Annotated in this window: 14 protein-coding genes; 9 read left to right on the top strand and 5 right to left on the bottom strand. The window is 68.4% G+C overall.

The window, feature by feature from the left end; all coding sequences use genetic code 11:
• Position 1 precedes the first annotated feature (1 nt).
• A complete protein-coding gene (locus ABLE92_RS13630) occupies positions 2 to 1,354 on the bottom strand; it encodes an NAD(P)/FAD-dependent oxidoreductase (protein WP_348805317.1) in 1,353 nt (450 codons plus the stop codon).
• Between the two features lie 102 nt (positions 1,355 to 1,456).
• Between ABLE92_RS13630 and ABLE92_RS13625 the strand changes: the two genes are divergently transcribed.
• The 5 genes from ABLE92_RS13625 to ABLE92_RS13605 all read left to right on the top strand — a co-directional run bounded on the left by ABLE92_RS13625 (position 1,457) and on the right by ABLE92_RS13605 (position 3,250).
• The gene (locus ABLE92_RS13625; RefSeq protein WP_348805316.1) at positions 1,457 to 1,774 is read left to right on the top strand and encodes a TetR/AcrR family transcriptional regulator; all 318 of its coding nucleotides are present in this window, start codon (positions 1,457 to 1,459) and stop codon (positions 1,772 to 1,774) included.
• Complete coding sequence (locus ABLE92_RS13620; protein WP_348805315.1) at positions 1,771 to 2,094, top strand: hypothetical protein; 324 nt, start codon at positions 1,771 to 1,773, stop codon at positions 2,092 to 2,094. The genes ABLE92_RS13625 and ABLE92_RS13620 overlap by 4 nt, the downstream gene beginning before the upstream one ends.
• A 117-nt stretch (positions 2,095 to 2,211) precedes the next feature.
• Positions 2,212 to 2,433 carry a DUF4244 domain-containing protein gene (locus ABLE92_RS13615; protein ID WP_348805314.1) on the top strand — a complete coding sequence of 74 codons (222 nt, stop codon included), beginning with the start codon at positions 2,212 to 2,214 and terminating at the stop codon, positions 2,431 to 2,433.
• Positions 2,434 to 2,499: 66 nt separating this feature from the next.
• Positions 2,500 to 2,844, top strand: coding sequence for a TadE family type IV pilus minor pilin (locus ABLE92_RS13610; RefSeq protein ID WP_348805313.1), 345 nt, complete (start codon positions 2,500 to 2,502; stop codon positions 2,842 to 2,844).
• A 13-nt stretch (positions 2,845 to 2,857) separates the two neighbouring features.
• Positions 2,858 to 3,250: an Rv3654c family TadE-like protein gene (locus ABLE92_RS13605; RefSeq protein WP_348805312.1), complete on the top strand. Its 393-nt coding sequence runs from the start codon at positions 2,858 to 2,860 to the stop codon at positions 3,248 to 3,250.
• Between the two features lie 19 nt (positions 3,251 to 3,269).
• On the opposite strand, the gene ABLE92_RS13600 is transcribed toward ABLE92_RS13605, so the two are convergent.
• Positions 3,270 to 4,691: an MFS transporter gene (locus tag ABLE92_RS13600; protein WP_348805311.1), complete on the bottom strand. Its 1,422-nt coding sequence runs from the start codon at positions 4,689 to 4,691 to the stop codon at positions 3,270 to 3,272.
• 217 nt (positions 4,692 to 4,908) lie between these two features.
• On the opposite strand from ABLE92_RS13600, the gene ABLE92_RS13595 reads away from it, so the two are divergent.
• On the top strand, positions 4,909 to 5,532 hold the full coding sequence (locus ABLE92_RS13595; RefSeq protein WP_348805310.1) for a hypothetical protein: 624 nt from the start codon (positions 4,909 to 4,911) through the stop codon (positions 5,530 to 5,532).
• A 28-nt stretch (positions 5,533 to 5,560) separates the two neighbouring features.
• Here ABLE92_RS13595 and ABLE92_RS13590 read toward each other — a convergent pair whose 3' ends face one another.
• On the bottom strand, positions 5,561 to 6,106 hold the full coding sequence (locus ABLE92_RS13590; RefSeq protein WP_348805309.1) for a hypothetical protein: 546 nt from the start codon (positions 6,104 to 6,106) through the stop codon (positions 5,561 to 5,563).
• Positions 6,107 to 6,252: 146 nt separating this feature from the next.
• The gene (locus tag ABLE92_RS13585) at positions 6,253 to 8,619 is read right to left on the bottom strand and encodes a DEAD/DEAH box helicase (RefSeq protein ID WP_348805308.1); all 2,367 of its coding nucleotides are present in this window, start codon (positions 8,617 to 8,619) and stop codon (positions 6,253 to 6,255) included.
• A 406-nt stretch (positions 8,620 to 9,025) separates the two neighbouring features.
• Between ABLE92_RS13585 and ABLE92_RS13580 the strand changes: the two genes are divergently transcribed.
• The 3 genes from ABLE92_RS13580 to topA all read left to right on the top strand — a co-directional run bounded on the left by ABLE92_RS13580 (position 9,026) and on the right by topA (position 13,274).
• Positions 9,026 to 9,229, top strand: coding sequence for a cold-shock protein (locus ABLE92_RS13580; RefSeq protein WP_004022110.1), 204 nt, complete (start codon positions 9,026 to 9,028; stop codon positions 9,227 to 9,229).
• 102 nt (positions 9,230 to 9,331) lie between these two features.
• Positions 9,332 to 9,913 carry a hypothetical protein gene (locus ABLE92_RS13575; protein ID WP_348805307.1) on the top strand — a complete coding sequence of 194 codons (582 nt, stop codon included), beginning with the start codon at positions 9,332 to 9,334 and terminating at the stop codon, positions 9,911 to 9,913.
• A 298-nt stretch (positions 9,914 to 10,211) separates the two neighbouring features.
• The gene (gene topA / locus ABLE92_RS13570) at positions 10,212 to 13,274 is read left to right on the top strand and encodes a type I DNA topoisomerase (protein ID WP_348805306.1); all 3,063 of its coding nucleotides are present in this window, start codon (positions 10,212 to 10,214) and stop codon (positions 13,272 to 13,274) included.
• A 47-nt stretch (positions 13,275 to 13,321) separates the two neighbouring features.
• Here topA and ABLE92_RS13565 read toward each other — a convergent pair whose 3' ends face one another.
• The gene (locus tag ABLE92_RS13565) at positions 13,322 to 14,779 is read right to left on the bottom strand and encodes an adenylate/guanylate cyclase domain-containing protein (protein WP_348805349.1); all 1,458 of its coding nucleotides are present in this window, start codon (positions 14,777 to 14,779) and stop codon (positions 13,322 to 13,324) included.
• Positions 14,780 to 14,800 lie beyond the last annotated feature (21 nt).

Below are 14,800 nucleotides of genomic sequence, written 5' to 3'. Positions count from 1 at the left end.
CCTAGCCTCGAGAAAGGAATCGACGTTTCTCCCGCCAATCGCCGAGCATGCGCCGCTGCTGGAAGCGCAGATCGGTCCCGACCTCACCGGGGGTCACGTCGGGGCGTCGTAACGCACGTGCGACCGACCCGGCCAGGGCCGTGACGGGCATCATCTCCGCCGGTCGGCGGACCCGGTTGTAGATGTCGGCGAGGATCGACGCGTAGCCGATGTCGGCGCCGGCCTGGCGATACAACTCGTATTCGAGTGGGGACGGTGGCAGGCCGGAGGCCAGGAAGTTGGTCCACTGATAGACATCGATGCATTCCCGTTCGCGTCGTCGTGACCACATCCGGGTCGCCCGGTCGAGGGCCGCCGGATCGACGCCGTCACGCCCGGCCAGCACCGGTGCGAGGTACTCGCCGAGCAGCCGACCGTAGTGCAGGCCGTCGCGAATGCCCTGGGCGGTCACCGGATCCTTGAAGTGTCCGGCGTCGCCGGGCAGCGCCCAGCCCGGTCCGCTCGATCGGCGGAAGTAGGATTCGATGCCCACACACGAGCGCACACTCGAGCGCAGTTCGCAGCCCTGCAGTCGACGTGCCAACCCGGGCAGCGCCTCGATGCCACGCAGATAGGCGTCGTGGGCCCGGCGTCCGCGGAACTCGGGGATCAGGTCGATCGGAGGCTGCAGCAGGCACAGCAGATCCCCGCCGTCACACGGAAAGGCGGTGCCCAGCAGGCGGTCGACGCGCCACTGCGAGGCTATGTGCCGCAAGTCATCTCGATCGTCGGACCAGTAGGCGTAGTAGCACGCCCGTCCGCTGGGTGCGACGAGGGTGGGCCTCGCTGCACCGACGAGGGTGGCGACGAGACTCTTGCGTCCGTCCGCGCCGATGACGACGGGGGCACGCACCTCGTGCACCGCGCCGTCGTCGTCGGTGTAGACGAGCCCGGCCACCCGACCGCCGTCCCACACGAGATCGGTTGCGCTGCAACGTTCCCGGATCTCCGCGCCGGCCGCGCGTGCGGTGTCGACGAGGGCACGGTCGAGGTGGGTGCGGCGCACACACATCGCATAGTCGATACCGGACACCGGTGAATAGGGCGTCTGCCAACCGAGGTCGCCGAGCGAGGCCTGCGCCAGCGGCATCCGCGGGGCGCCGATCGCGGTGACAGCAGGTAACGCGCCGAGTGCGGCGATCTCGGCCATCGTCGTCGGCCACAGCAGATGGGTGGACAGGGTGTCGGACGGGAACCGGGCGGAGTCGATGGCCAGCACCCGAAGTCCGCGCTCGGCGCGGGCGGTGGCGGTGGCCGATCCGGCGATCCGCGCGCCGACGACAACTGCGTCGAACTGCTCGACGGCAGAGTCCATCGATGTTCCTCTCCGTCGACCCCCGACATGCAGTCCGACACAGAGTCAGGCGACGTTATCCCTGCGTATCGCATGTGTCAAGGCGGGCGGTAGGATCTCGGCATGGGCTCGGTGACGAGAACACACAGCGGGCACGGACCCCGCCGCCGGGCCGAGATCACCCGCCGCGTCCTCGACGCCGTGGAAGAGCTGTTGAGCTCCGGCGAACGATTCACCGAACTCCCGGTGCAACGGATCGCGGAGCACTCGGGCATGTCGCGCACCAACTTCTATCAGTACTTTCCCAACAAGAGTCACCTGCTGATCCAGGTGGCCGAGGTGGCGTCGGCGAAACTGTTCGCCGCCCCGGCATCGTGGTTCGCCGACGACGCATCACTCGATGCCGCGTCGCGGGCGTGGAGTCGGCGGTCGCCGCGATGATCGCCGAGACCCGAGGACACTGGCCGCTGATGCGTGCGGTCGCCGAGGTCGCCGCGTACGACCCCGAGGTGGCGGAGTTCTACCACGGCCGGATCGGGATGTTCGTCGACTACGCATACGGGAATGTCGCCCGCTGGCAGGCCGACGGCCGGGTCGATCCGGTGGTCACCCGGGAAGCGGTCGCCGCCATCACCTGGATGGTGGAGCGCGCCGCGACCCAGCACATCATGATGGTCGGGGACGACACCTCGGGGGACGCGGCGGTGGCCGCGGCGCAGGCCCGGATCATCTGGCTGACGATCACCGCCGGCCCCGAATGACGGTGCGGTAGAGAATTACTCGGTGTGCTCCGAAATTTCTCGGGGATTCGTGGAACCGCGGCGCCCTGCGGTGCGTCCAATCCCGTGAATCAACCCGACGATCGAAGGGACCACCCCATGTCACCTCACCGCAGATACCGTCAGACCCGCGACTGGATCACCGTTCGGACGCTGCGCCTGATCAGCGAGGACGACGCGATGAGCACCGCCGAATACGCCATCGGCACCGTGGCTGCGGCGGCCTTCGGTGCGATCCTGTACACCGTCGTCACCGGAGGTGACATCGTCTCGGCGTTGACCGGCATCATCAACAAGGCGTTGTCCACGTCGGTGAACTGAATGTCTCTGCAGGAAAGCAGAATTCGACGCCGGTGGCCGCGGCGGCTGATCACCGGGGAGTCCGGGATGGTGACGGTCGAAGCGGCGTACGGGATCTCGGCGATCATCGCGATACTGATCCTGGGCCTCGGGGTCATCGGTGCGGTCGTCACCGAGATCCGGTGCACCGACGCCGCTCGCGAGGTGGCACGACTCACCGCCTCCGGAGATGCGCAGGCACGTTCGGCGGCAACGGATCTGGTCGGTGGCGATGCGCGGATCTCGGTGACCACGACCGATGTCCGGATCGTCGTCGAGGTCACCGACGGCGTGCCGATGCTGCCGGGCGTGTCGATGACCGCCCGCGCGGTGGCCGTGCCGGAGCCCGACGGCTCCGATCAGGTGGAGTTCGCACCCGGGGTTGCTCCGTGACCGGGGTTGCACCGTGACGGCGGCATCGCGGCGTGGTGGGCTCGGCGCCGGTGTCGTCGCCGACGAGGACGGCTATGCGACGGTGGTGGCGGCCGGGGTGATCCTCGCCGTGCTGACGGTGCTGCTGATGGTGGTCTACGTCGGGGCGTCGGTGGTCGCTCGGCACCGCGCCCAATCCGCCGCCGACCTCGCGGCACTGGCCGCCGCCGTCGATCAGGTGGGCGCCGCCGCCGATCCGTGTGCGTCGGCACGTGAGGTGATCGCCGATCAGCGAAGCGGTGCGCAACTGAGGACGTGCGGGCTCCGGGGAGGTGATGTGGTGGTGGAGGTCGTGGTCCCGATCGAGTTGGGCGTGTTCGGGTCCCGGGAGGCCGGTGCGGCGGCACGTGCCGGTCCGGTGAGTTGAGGGCGGGCACGCGTCGGCGTCACCGGGTGGCCGCTGACGCCGCACGTCTGGCGGCGACGGCCGACGCCGCGGTGATCAGTGCCGCCACCAGCCCGAACGCGAGCAGCACCAGCCAGGCCGCCCGGGCGCCGTCGAGCAGGTCGGCGTGCGCCGGGCCGGTCGGATCGGTGGCGTCGGCGCGGCTGTCGTGGCCGGCGATGTGCAGGGTGAGGGTCACGACGGCCACACCGATCGCGACGCCGACGTTGCGGAACATCGAGATCAGTGAGCCGGCGGTCCCGGTGCCGCGTGCGGTGGCCGCCGACATGACGGCGGCGTTGTTGGCGGGCACGAACACGCCGAGTCCCACGCCGAGCGCGACCAGTGCCGGGACGATCCAGCCGAGCTCGATCGGATGGGTCGCCAACGCGACCAGCGACCCGAGCATCACCACACACGCCACCGCGGTGCGCGTCGTGTTACCGGCCCATGCGTGCAACCACACGGTCGACGCGACGGTGGCCACCAGGAATCCCGCGGGCATCGCGAACAGGATCACGCCGGTCTCGCTCACCGATCTGCCGAGGGGGACCAGGATCTGCGGTACGAGCACGGTGGGAGCGATCAGCAGGAGGTAGCTCACCAGGGCGCCGAACGCGCCGATCGCGATCTGCGGGGTGCGCATCGTCGGCGGATCGATCAGTGGGGCGGCGGCATTCTTCTCCCGATGCCAGAACGCCGGCACGGTGAGCAGGGGACTCGCCAGCAACGCGAGGGAGGCGGCCAGGCCCAGGGGAAGGCCGGAGAGTCCGGACAATCCGATCAGCAGGCCGACGGCGACCAGGGCGAGCAGAAGCGTTCCAGGCCAGTCGAATCGAGGCATGCGGCGACGGGCCGGTCCCGGCGGGAGGAGGATGAAGGCCGACCCCAGCGCGAGAAGCCCGATCGGCACGTTGACCCAGAAGATCGACCGCCAGCCGAAGGCGTCGACCAGGAATCCGCCGCACATCGGTCCCAGCGCCAGGCCCGCCGACTGCATGGCCGCCTGGACGGCGAGCCCGTCGCGGAGCTTGTCCTTGGGCATGTTCTCGGTGACCATGGCGATCGCATTGCCGGCGATCGCCGCTCCGCCGGTACCTTGCAGGACACGAAAGGCGATGAGGGACAACAGATCCGGGGCCACACTGCAGAGCAGTGAACTCACCGTGAACACCGCATACCCGTAGAGGTAGAGCGTCTTGCGGCCCAGGCCGTCGCCGAGCCGGGCGCACGGCGCGACCAGCGCGACCACCGTCAGCACGTAGCCCACCGACACCCACTGCACAGAGGCGAGGGAGGCGTCGAACGAGCGCTGCAGGGTCGGCAAGGCGAGTGTGACGATGCTCGAATCGAGCTGAACCATCAACGCGCCGAAGCTGATACCGGCGACGGTGTACCAGTACGACCGGGGTGATCGGTCCACCCAGGCGGGCCGTGCGAGCGTTCTCCAACCCGCGCTCGGCGGGGCACCCTCACCGACGTTCATGAGCGGTCATTGTGCCCGAGAACGCGGTCATTCGGCCATGCGACGATGCCCCGACCCGCGGCGCCCCTCCCGCCGCCACGACGATTCGTCCGGTGGAAGGAATCCGCGGCACTTCGCGTGCACCGTCGCTCCCGGCACTGCGACACTGGGCCGCATGTTCTCCGCGCTCCCACGACGTCCCACGCGACGCCCCGTCGTCGTCACCATCGGGATGGTCCCGGCGCTGATCGTGGCGCTGACCGCCTGCCACTCCGGCACCGATTCGGCATCGGCGGGGTCGGCGTCGCCGGTCGTCGTGGTCACCGAAACCGCCACCGTCATCGTTCCACCCGGCGGCGGCCCCCCGACGACGATCACCCCGACACCGGCCGCCCAGACCCCGACCGGCGGGGGTGGCAATGCCACGCAGACCGCGACCACCCCCGCCGTCGACACCGCCGCCTACGCCGGTGACTGGATCGGCCACACCCGGCAGATGACGCTCAATCCCGACGGCAACGGCACCATGGAGGTGTTCAGTGGTGCGTCCAACGGCGAGACCTGGACGGTCACCTGGCGTGGCTCGGGATCGGGCATCGCGATCACCTTGGTGAGTCAACAGTCATCGGTCGGGTCCGGCAGCGGCGGATCCATGTACGCGGGCGCGACGTACAGCGCAACCCTGCAGACGGACGGCGACGGCGTGCGCTACCTGGCCATGACCGGCTTCGGGGATGCGACGAACACGGTCGCCTGGTGTAGCGAGCGCTATGGCCGATCACTCGAGTGCGGCGCCTGAAACCAGAAGCTCCTCACCCGCGCGCCCCTCACCCGTGCGCCTCGTCGCCCACCACGATGCGTTTCGGGTACACCCGTACCGAATGCATGGGCGCGAACCAGACCTGCCCGAAGTAGACCGATGCGTCGCCGCGGTAGGCCAGCTCGAGCGGGGTGTCGCCGACGGCGGTCCGGATGCGGGGGCGGACCGCCGCGACGAACGGCGCCCAGTGCACCACCTCGCCCTCGGTGAGGAATCCGCCGGCCGCCGCCCACGTCTCACCGCTCTGCTCGTCGACGGTAGCCAGGTACACCTCGCCCAGCGACGGGCTGATGCGGGGGCCGACCATCGCGCTCTGCAGATACCAGTGCGCGGAGTCGACGAACTCACTGTCGTCGTGGCGAACGGCGGTCCAGGCGTAGTGGATGTCGAGCGCGTCGAGGGCCTCGTCCTCGGAGAAGAACACGTCGCTCTCGCCGATCGTCGGCGGCAGACGATCCGGCTCCTGCGTCGGACGGGCCAGGAGGTAGTACACCGGGCGCGCCCGCAGGATGGTCCGCGACGGTGTGCTCCGCCGGGAATCCCTGTCGTGCATTCGACCAGTATCACCGAGAACTCGCGGGTAGTCCCGTCACACACCGGAATTCGCGATCGTGCGGGCACCCACAAGGGATCGTCAATCGGTGCGGCCGGTGTCCCGAAACATCCGCTGAACAGCGCGTTTCGGCGTCGATGGTCGGCTCAGTCCGGCGATTGCAGCAGCCGGCCGATCAAGGTCAGGGTGGCGACGGCTCCGGCCTTGTCCAGGGGGTCGTTGCCGTTGCCGCACTTGGGGGACTGCACGCAGGAGGGGCATCCCGACTCGCATCCGCACCCGGCGACGGCGTCGCGGGTCGCGGCGATCCAGGTGGCGAACGCACCGAAACCGCGTTCGGCGAATCCCGCCCCACCCAGGTACCCGTCGTAGACGAAGACGGTCGGTAGTCCGGTGTCGGGATGAAGGTTGGTCGACAGTCCGCCGATGTCCCAGCGGTCGCACGTGGCGACCAGTGGCAGCAGCCCGATGGCCGCGTGTTCGGCGGCGTGCAGCGAGCCCGGCAGGCGGGTGGCGTCGACGCCGATGTCCTCCAGGGCCTCGGGGTCGAGGGTGTACATCACCGCGCGGGTGTGCAGAGTCTGGGGCGGCATGTCCAGTTCCACCGCGTCGAGGACCTCCCCGGACAGCAGCGTCCGCAGGTAGCCGACCACCTGGTGGGTGACGTCGACGTCGACGAGCGCGGTCCGCAGTGGTCCGAATGACTCCTGCGACAGCGTGTCGGTGATGGTGATCGCGTTGGTCTCGCGCGCCGACGTCGTCCAGTCGGGTTCCTCCGGGTGGGCGAGTGCGAGGCCGTCGTCGAGGGCGAGTTCGTCGACGACGAAGGTGCGTCCCTGATGGATGTGGACCGCGCCGGGATGCACGGTCGCCGGTGCCCGTCCGGCGTCGACGGTGCCGAGCAGTTCCGACGTCGTCGCGTCGACGATGAGGATCTGTCCGCCGATCCCGCCGCGGATGTCGATGTCGCCGTGTGGGTCCACCCCGGGCGCCGGATACCAGCCGGCCGCGCGGCGGCGCAGCAATCCCTGCGCGGCGAGCTCGGCGACCGCGTCACGCGCACCCCAGCGTTCGATCTCGGTGTCCTGCAACGGGTATTCGGTGGCGGCGCACAGCAGGTGCGGTCCGAGGATGAAGGGATTGGCCGGATCGATGACCGGTGCCTCCACCGGGGTGCCGAGCAGCGCCTGCGGGTGGTGGACGAGGTAGGTGTCGAGGGGATCGTCGCGGGCGATCAGCACCACCAGGGCGTCACCGGAGGTGCGTTGACGCCCGGCCCGGCCGGCCTGCTGCCAGAACGATGCGACGGTGCCCGGATATCCGGCGATGATGACCGCGTCCAGGCCGCTGATGTCCACGCCGAGTTCAAGGGCGTTGGTGGTGGCCACGCCGACGAGGTCACCCTCCGAGATCGCCGCCTCGAGGCGGCGCCGATCGTCGGCGAGGTAACCCGCCCGGTAGGCGGCGATCTTGTCCACCAGTTCAGGAGCGCTGTGCGACAACAACTTTCGTGCACCGAGGGCGGCGATCTCCACGCCCCGGCGGCTGCGGTGAAAGGACAGTGTCCGCGCCCCGTCGATCACGAAATCGGCGAGCAGTCGCGAGGATTCGGCTCCCGCGGAGCGTCGTACCGGTGCGCCGTTCTCGCCGGAGATGCCGGGCAGGAAGTCCGGCTCCCACAGTGCGACGGTGCGCTCTCCACGCGGCGAACAGTCCTGCGTCACGCCGACGGCCGGTTCGCCGATGAGCCGCGACAGGGCGGCGCCCGGATCGGCGACCGTCGCGCTGGCCGCGATCACCGTCGGATCAGACCCGCACGCCCGTGCCAGACGCAGCAGGCGCCGCAGCACCAGGGCGGTGTGCGACCCGAACACGCCTCGGTAGTGGTGACATTCGTCGATCACGATGTAGCGCAGATGACGGAAGAACTGGCGCCACTGGCCGTGCACCGGCCCGGCCGCCGTCGGTGTGCCGCGGGCCAGCACGCCGGTGAGGATACCCAGATGCAACATGTCGGGGTTGGTGAAGATCCACCGGGAATGGGTTCGGGCCCAGTGCCGGATCTCGGTGTCGGTGTCGCCGTCGTAGGCGCACGGCGCGAGATGGGAGAAGGCGGCCCGCCCGGCGGTGACCGCGGAGACCGCCCGGATCTGGTCGGCGCCCAATGCCTTTGTGGGAGCGAGGTAGAGGGCGGTGGGGTGCGGTTCGTTGAGCATGGCGGTCAGGATCGGCAGTTGATACGCCAAGGATTTTCCCGATGCGGTGCCGGTGGAGATGGCCACGTGACGTCCGGCGCGGGCGTGCTCGGCGGCCCGCACCTGGTGTGCCCACGGCCGCTCGATGCCGTTGTCGGCGAACGCCGATCGGACCTCGTCGGGCACCCATTCCGGCCAGTCGGCGAAAGTCGCTGTGCGCGAGGGGATGACGGACAGGTGAGTGAGGGGACCAGAGTCCGTTTCGGTACCGGCGAGGCAGCGGCGCAGGAGCTCGGTTCCGTAGGTGTGCAAAGTCATAGAGCGTGCATCGGGTCGTGTCCGCGCCTCGCCGACGTCGCAGAGTTTCGCTGTCGGACGGGGATTCGAGACCGGATCGATATGTTCCTCACTGGCGCGGGGTCTGCTCAGATGTTACCGACAGATTCCATCTGCTTGAAATCGTCCACATTTTCATTCGTCGTGGTTGCTGTGACTATCGCTGGCGCCCCGAACATGATTGACTATGTGCGGCCGCAGCTTCTCTCGGTACATCGTCACTGCGGTGTTCGGGGGAATCGGGTTGCAGCCGTGGTACTGAGTTTTACTCCTACGTGGGTGGTGTCCACCCATCCGGCGGGGCTTCTTCGAGGTATGGCGGTCAGACCGGCCACGGTACGGGGCCACCCCGTACTTGACAGTTGGCATGATGTAAAGGAATGCAGTAATGGCACAGGGAACTGTGAAGTGGTTCAACGCGGAGAAGGGCTTCGGCTTCATCGCTCCTGACGAGGGGTCCGACGACGTGTTCGTCCACTACTCCGAGATCCAGGGATCCGGTTTCCGCACCCTCGAAGAGAACCAGCGCGTTGAGTTCGAGGTCGGACAGGGCACCAAGGGCCCGCAGGCGACGGGCGTCCGCGCCGTCTGAGCCGATCTCGCGGAAACGCGAACAGGCTTCTCAAAGAAACCGCTCCCGTCCTGATATCAGGCCGGGAGCGGTTTTTCGTGTCCGGGCAGTAATGTCGGTGGCGTGGGCCAGTTGGCGTTCTTCTCAGCCGAGACCGATGAGCCGGTGGTGGCCGATCTCGCGGGTCTGCTCGCCGGTTGGGGCCAGACGTCGTCGACGCGGTCGGGAACCCGGGTGTCGGTGGTCGTCGGCGCACGCTGGCGTGCCGACGCGATCGTCGACGAGATGCGCAGCACGGGACTCGACGCCGAATCGATCACCTCGGACGAGGGCTCGCCGATCGCGCGCACCTCGATCTGTCACGACCTCGACGTGCTGCACCGCGCGTGGTCGACCGGCGCGGTCAAGACGATGCCGACCGGCTGGGTTCCCTCACCCCGGGCGCTGCGGTTCTGGGCACTGGCCACCGGACACGGTGATCACGGTCAGTATCTGCTCGGACTGGACCCGCACTGCCCGGAGTCGCACGCGGTGCTGGCCACCGCGCTCATGCGGGTCGGCATCGCGCCGACGCTGGTCGGGACCCGCATCAACACCCCGGAGTTGCGGGTGTCAGGGCCGCGTCGGCTCACCCGGCTGGCCGAATACGTCGGCCGCGGCCCCGCGGGCGCATCGGCCGGCGACTGGCCCGGCGACCTGTCCTGACCGCCCGGTCAGGTCACGGATCGGTGACGGAACGCGGTGTGGCCCGGGCGGTCGTCGTCGGTGTGACCGAACCGCCCGATGTAGTCTGACCAGCGGATTATCGGCCCCAAGACCGTCCATTCGGAATGTCCGGCGTGCCCCTGCGGGAATTCGGATGTGCAATTGACGCTATTAATAAGGTACAAACCCCACTGACGGATACCAGAACGGTTCTCTTCTACAGTGCAGGTGACCGCGCAGGGCAACACCCGCCGGCGACACCCACCGAAGCGAACAGTTCGAAAGCGAAGGACCCGCGTTGGCCGAGACCAGCACCACGACCCCCACGAGTGGGAAGGCGATCCGACGACTCGTGATCGTCGAGTCGCCCACCAAGGCGCGCAAGATCGCCGGGTACCTCGGGTCGAACTACGTGGTCGAGTCCTCCCGCGGTCACATCCGCGACCTGCCCCGCGGCGCGGCCGACGTGCCCGCGAAGTACAAGGGTCAGCCGTGGGCGCGCCTGGGCGTCAACGTCGACGACAACTTCGAGCCGCTCTACGTCGTCTCGCCGGACAAGAAATCGACCGTCACCGAACTCAAGTCCCTGATGAAGGACGTCGACGAGCTCTACCTCGCCACCGACGGTGACCGCGAGGGGGAGGCGATCGCCTGGCATCTCCTCGAGACGCTCAAGCCGAAGATCCCGGTCAAGCGGATGGTCTTCCACGAGATCACCGAACCGGCGATCCGCGCCGCCGCCGAGAGCCCGCGCGACCTCGACATCGATCTCGTCGACGCGCAGGAGACCCGCCGCATCCTCGACCGCCTGTACGGCTACGAGGTGTCCCCGGTGCTGTGGAAGAAGGTCATGCCGAGGCTGTCGGCGGGCCGCGTGCAGTCGGTGGCCACCCGCATCATCGTCGAACGTGAACGTGAGCGGATGGCGTTCGTGTCGGCGGAGTACTGGGACATCGACGCCACCATGGACACCGGTGCCGACTCCGACTCGACCCCGCGCACCTTCACCGCGCGCCTGGTCTCCGTCGACGACGCCCGCGTGGCCACCGGTCGTGACTTCACCCCCAAGGGCGTGCTGAAGAAGACCGACGGTGTGGTTGTCCTCGACCAGCAGCGTGCGACCGCATTGGCCGCAGCCCTCGACAACGCGGCGATGCAGGTCACCTCCGTCGAGGAAAAGCCCTACACGCGTCGTCCGTATGCGCCGTTCATGACCTCGACGCTGCAGCAGGAGGCCGGCCGCAAGCTGCGCTTCTCCTCCGACCGCACGATGCGTATCGCGCAGCGGTTGTACGAGAACGGCTTCATCACCTACATGCGTACCGACTCGACCACGCTCAGCGAGTCGGCGATCAACGCGGCCCGCGCACAGGCACGAGATCTGTACGGCGACAACTTCGTTCATCCGACTCCGCGTCAGTACACGCGAAAGGTCAAGAACGCCCAGGAAGCCCACGAGGCGATCCGGCCGGCCGGTGAGAGTTTCCGGACCCCCGGACAGGTCGCCGGGCAGCTCGAGACCGACGAATTCCGTCTGTACGAACTGATCTGGCAGCGCACCGTGGCCAGCCAGATGGCCGACGCCAAGGGCACCACCCTGAGCCTGCGCATCAGCGGCACCGCGACCAGCGGTGAGGTCGCCACCTTCGCGGCGTCGGGCCGTACCATCACCTTCCCGGGCTTCCTGTCTGCTTACGTCGAAACCGTCGACGATCAGGCCGGCGGCCAGGCCGACGACGCCGAGAACCGGCTGCCGCAACTGCGAGAAGGTCAGGCGCTCACCGCAACCGAGCCCTCCGCCGACGGGCACACCACCAACCCGCCGGCCCGCTACACCGAGGCCTCGCTGGTCAAGGTGCTCGAGGAACTCGGCATCGGCCGGCCGTCGACGTACGCGTCGATCATCGGCACCATCCAGGACCGCGGTTACGTCCTCAAGAAGGGCAACGCGCTGGTTCCGTCCTGGGTCGCGTTCGCGGTGGTCGGACTGCTCGAGGCCTACTTCGAGAGTCTCGTCGACTACGACTTCACCGCCTCCCTCGAGGACGATCTGGACCAGATCGCCAGCGGTCAGGAGAACCGCACCCGCTGGCTCACCGAGTTCTACTTCGGTGACGATGCGGCTGGGGGACAACATGATTCAGAAATCGCGAACTCCGAGATCGCCAAGCACGGTGGGCTGAAGAAGCTCGTCGGGGTCAACCTCGAGGAGATCGACGCCCGCGAGGTCAACTCGATCCGGCTGTTCGACGACGAGCAGGGACGTCCGGTGTACGTCCGGGTGGGCCGCTTCGGGCCGTACCTCGAGCGCAATGTCGCCGCAAGCCCCGACGCCGAACCGGATCTGCAGCGCGCCAATCTGCCCGCCGACATGACCCCCGACGAACTGACCCTCGCGGTGGCCGAGAAGCTCTTCTCGACCCCGCAGGAGGGTCGCGTGCTCGGCGTCGATCCGGCCTCCGGCCACGAAATCGTGGTCAAGGAAGGACGTTTCGGCCCGTACGTCACCGAGATCCTGCCCAGCGACGACGACGGGGACGACGGTGACGGGGGATCGTCGGGCGCGCCGGCCACCATCCCGGCCGGCCCGACCCCCCGCGACGGTGGTGCCGCCGACGGCGACGTGGTCCCGCTCGACGAGACCCCGACCGGGGGTGGCGCCTCGACCACCACGGCCACCAAGACCGCCGCCAAGAAGACGGCTCGCAAGACCGCGAAGAAGGCCGCCGGCCCCAAGCCGCGGACCGGCTCGCTGTTCAAGACGATGGACGTCGCCACCGTCACGCTCGAGGATGCACTGAAGCTGCTGTCGCTGCCGCGGGTGGTCGGAACCGACCCGGAATCCGGTGACGAGATCACCGCGCAGAACGGCCGGTACGGGCCGTACCTGAAGAAGGGCACCGACTCGCGGTCACTGACCAGCGAGGATCAGCTCTTCACCGTCACCCTCGAGGACGCACTCAAGATCTACGCCGAGCCCAAGCGTCGCGGTCGGCAGGCCGCCGCGCCGCCGCTGCGTGATCTGGAGCGCAACGACGAGGTGTCCGGCAAGCCGATGGTGATCAAGGACGGCCGCTTCGGCCCGTACGTCACCGACGGCGAGACCAACGCGAGCCTGCGCAAGGGCGACGAGGTCGGCACCATCACCGTCGAACGTGCCATGGAGCTGCTCGCCGATCGTCGCGCCCGCGGTCCGGCCAAGAAGCGCACCACCAAGAAGGCCGCCGCGAAGAAGGCCCCGGCCAAGAAGACCGCCGCCAAGAAGACCGCTGCGAAAAAGACGGCGGCCAAGAAAACGACGGCGAAAAAGACGACGGCCAAGAAGACGGCCGCCCAGAAGACGCCCCCGGCCGACGGCTGACCGAGCCGGCTGCCCGGAACAGACCGGCCTTATCGCTGCACGTGCCGCTACTGCTGCGGCGTCTCCACGAGCGGTCGCGCCAGCAGCGTCTCGATACCGCGTCCGCGCAGTTCGACGCCCTCGCCGATCTCCCAGTGCTCGGCCTCGCCCTGGGAGGCGAGGAACACCGCACGCGCCGAACCGAGCACGCGGGCCGGTTCATCCTTGGCGAGTTCGGTGAGCCGGGCGGCCTCATTGACGGGGTCGCCGATCACCGTGTACTCCAGTCGCTGCTCCGACCCGATGTGGCCGGCGATCGCCTTGCCCGCCGACACCCCGATGCCGATGTCGGTGTCGCCGAGGGTCTCGTAGAGTTCGGCGCGCAGTTCCCGCGCCGACGCCAACGCTCGGCCGGCGAAGTCTTCGAGGTCGAGCGGGGCACCGAAGATGGCCAGCGCCGCATCACCCTGGAACTTGTTGACGAACCCGCCGTGGCGGCCGACGACGGCCACCACCACCCGGAAGAACTCGTTGAGCAGGTCGACCACCTCGCGAGGTGGCCGGTTGACGGCCAGCCGGGTCGAACCGACGATGTCGACGAACAGGACGCCGACGTAGCGTTCCTCGCCTCCGAGTTCGGTACCGGTCTCGATGGCGCGGCGGGCCACGTCCTCGCCGACGTATCGGCCGAACAGGTTGCGCAGTTGTTGCCGTTCGCGCAGGTCGGCGACCATGTCGTTGAACCCGGCCTGCAGCAGCCCGAGGTCGGAGCCGTCGTAGATCTTCACCGCGGCGTTCAGGTCGCCCGCGGAAACCTTCGCCTGCGCGCGCCGCAACTGTTTGATCGGATCGTTGATCGCCGCGACCACCCGGAAGATCGCAAGCACACTGAATGCCAGCGAGGCCAGCGCCATCCACAGGATGGGTCGGAGCAGCCCGGTCGCATCGGTCTCGATGAAGTGCAGTCGCTGCATCGTGATCAGGCCGACGATGACGGCCATCGGGGCGACGACGCTGATCACCCAGAAGACGGTGATGCGGGTGGTGACGCCGGGGGCGATCGCGTTGTCGGGATTGTTGGCCATCGCGGCGACGGTGATCGGGCGCAGCACCTTCTCGAACTGCAGGAAGCTCAGAACGCAGGTCACCAGGGCGCCGATGACACTGGCCATCGCGACGATGAACGCATCGCGCCGCGAGACGGTGAGGTTTACCACGGTGAACAGGACGCCGCCGATCAACCACATGCCGACGTTCACCGCCGACAGCAGCATCGGCAGCTGGAGGGCGCGGCGTCGTGCCCCTTCGTTGTCCAATCGGGTGCGTCGCCGATGCCAGATGAGCACCGGCAGCGACAACTGGATGCTCAGCAGGGCCCCGACGATCATCGCCACCACCAGGTACACCGCGAAGATCGCCTGGTTGACGGCGGTGATCTCGTCGAGCCGGAACGAGTCGCTGGCCGGCATGCCGAACCGCAGGAATGCGAAGGTGAACAGGGCGCCGACGAGGTTGGCGCGCAGCATGTCGAGGGCAAGGATCGGCCA

Source organism: Gordonia oleivorans (assembly GCF_040044975.1).
GTDB classification, from domain to species: Bacteria; Actinomycetota; Actinomycetes; order Mycobacteriales; family Mycobacteriaceae; genus Gordonia; species Gordonia oleivorans.
Note: the sequence above shows the minus strand (reverse complement) of the source record. Positions and strands in the feature narration are given on the sequence as shown.

Excerpts from the sequence above, each read along its gene's own strand:
- ABLE92_RS13565 (WP_348805349.1), bottom strand. The coding sequence starts at position 14,779 with ATGCTGCGCGCCAACCTCGTCGGCGCCCTGTTCACCTTCGCATTCCTG.
- ABLE92_RS13595 (WP_348805310.1), top strand. The coding sequence starts at position 4,909 with ATGTTCTCCGCGCTCCCACGACGTCCCACGCGACGCCCCGTCGTCGTC.
- ABLE92_RS13580 (WP_004022110.1), top strand. The coding sequence starts at position 9,026 with ATGGCACAGGGAACTGTGAAGTGGTTCAACGCGGAGAAGGGCTTCGGC.
- ABLE92_RS13585 (WP_348805308.1), bottom strand. The coding sequence starts at position 8,619 with ATGACTTTGCACACCTACGGAACCGAGCTCCTGCGCCGCTGCCTCGCC.
- ABLE92_RS13615 (WP_348805314.1), top strand. The coding sequence starts at position 2,212 with ATGTCACCTCACCGCAGATACCGTCAGACCCGCGACTGGATCACCGTT.
- ABLE92_RS13625 (WP_348805316.1), top strand. The coding sequence starts at position 1,457 with ATGGGCTCGGTGACGAGAACACACAGCGGGCACGGACCCCGCCGCCGG.
- ABLE92_RS13620 (WP_348805315.1), top strand. The coding sequence starts at position 1,771 with ATGATCGCCGAGACCCGAGGACACTGGCCGCTGATGCGTGCGGTCGCC.
- ABLE92_RS13630 (WP_348805317.1), bottom strand. The coding sequence starts at position 1,354 with ATGGACTCTGCCGTCGAGCAGTTCGACGCAGTTGTCGTCGGCGCGCGG.
- ABLE92_RS13610 (WP_348805313.1), top strand. The coding sequence starts at position 2,500 with ATGGTGACGGTCGAAGCGGCGTACGGGATCTCGGCGATCATCGCGATA.
- ABLE92_RS13590 (WP_348805309.1), bottom strand. The coding sequence starts at position 6,106 with ATGCACGACAGGGATTCCCGGCGGAGCACACCGTCGCGGACCATCCTG.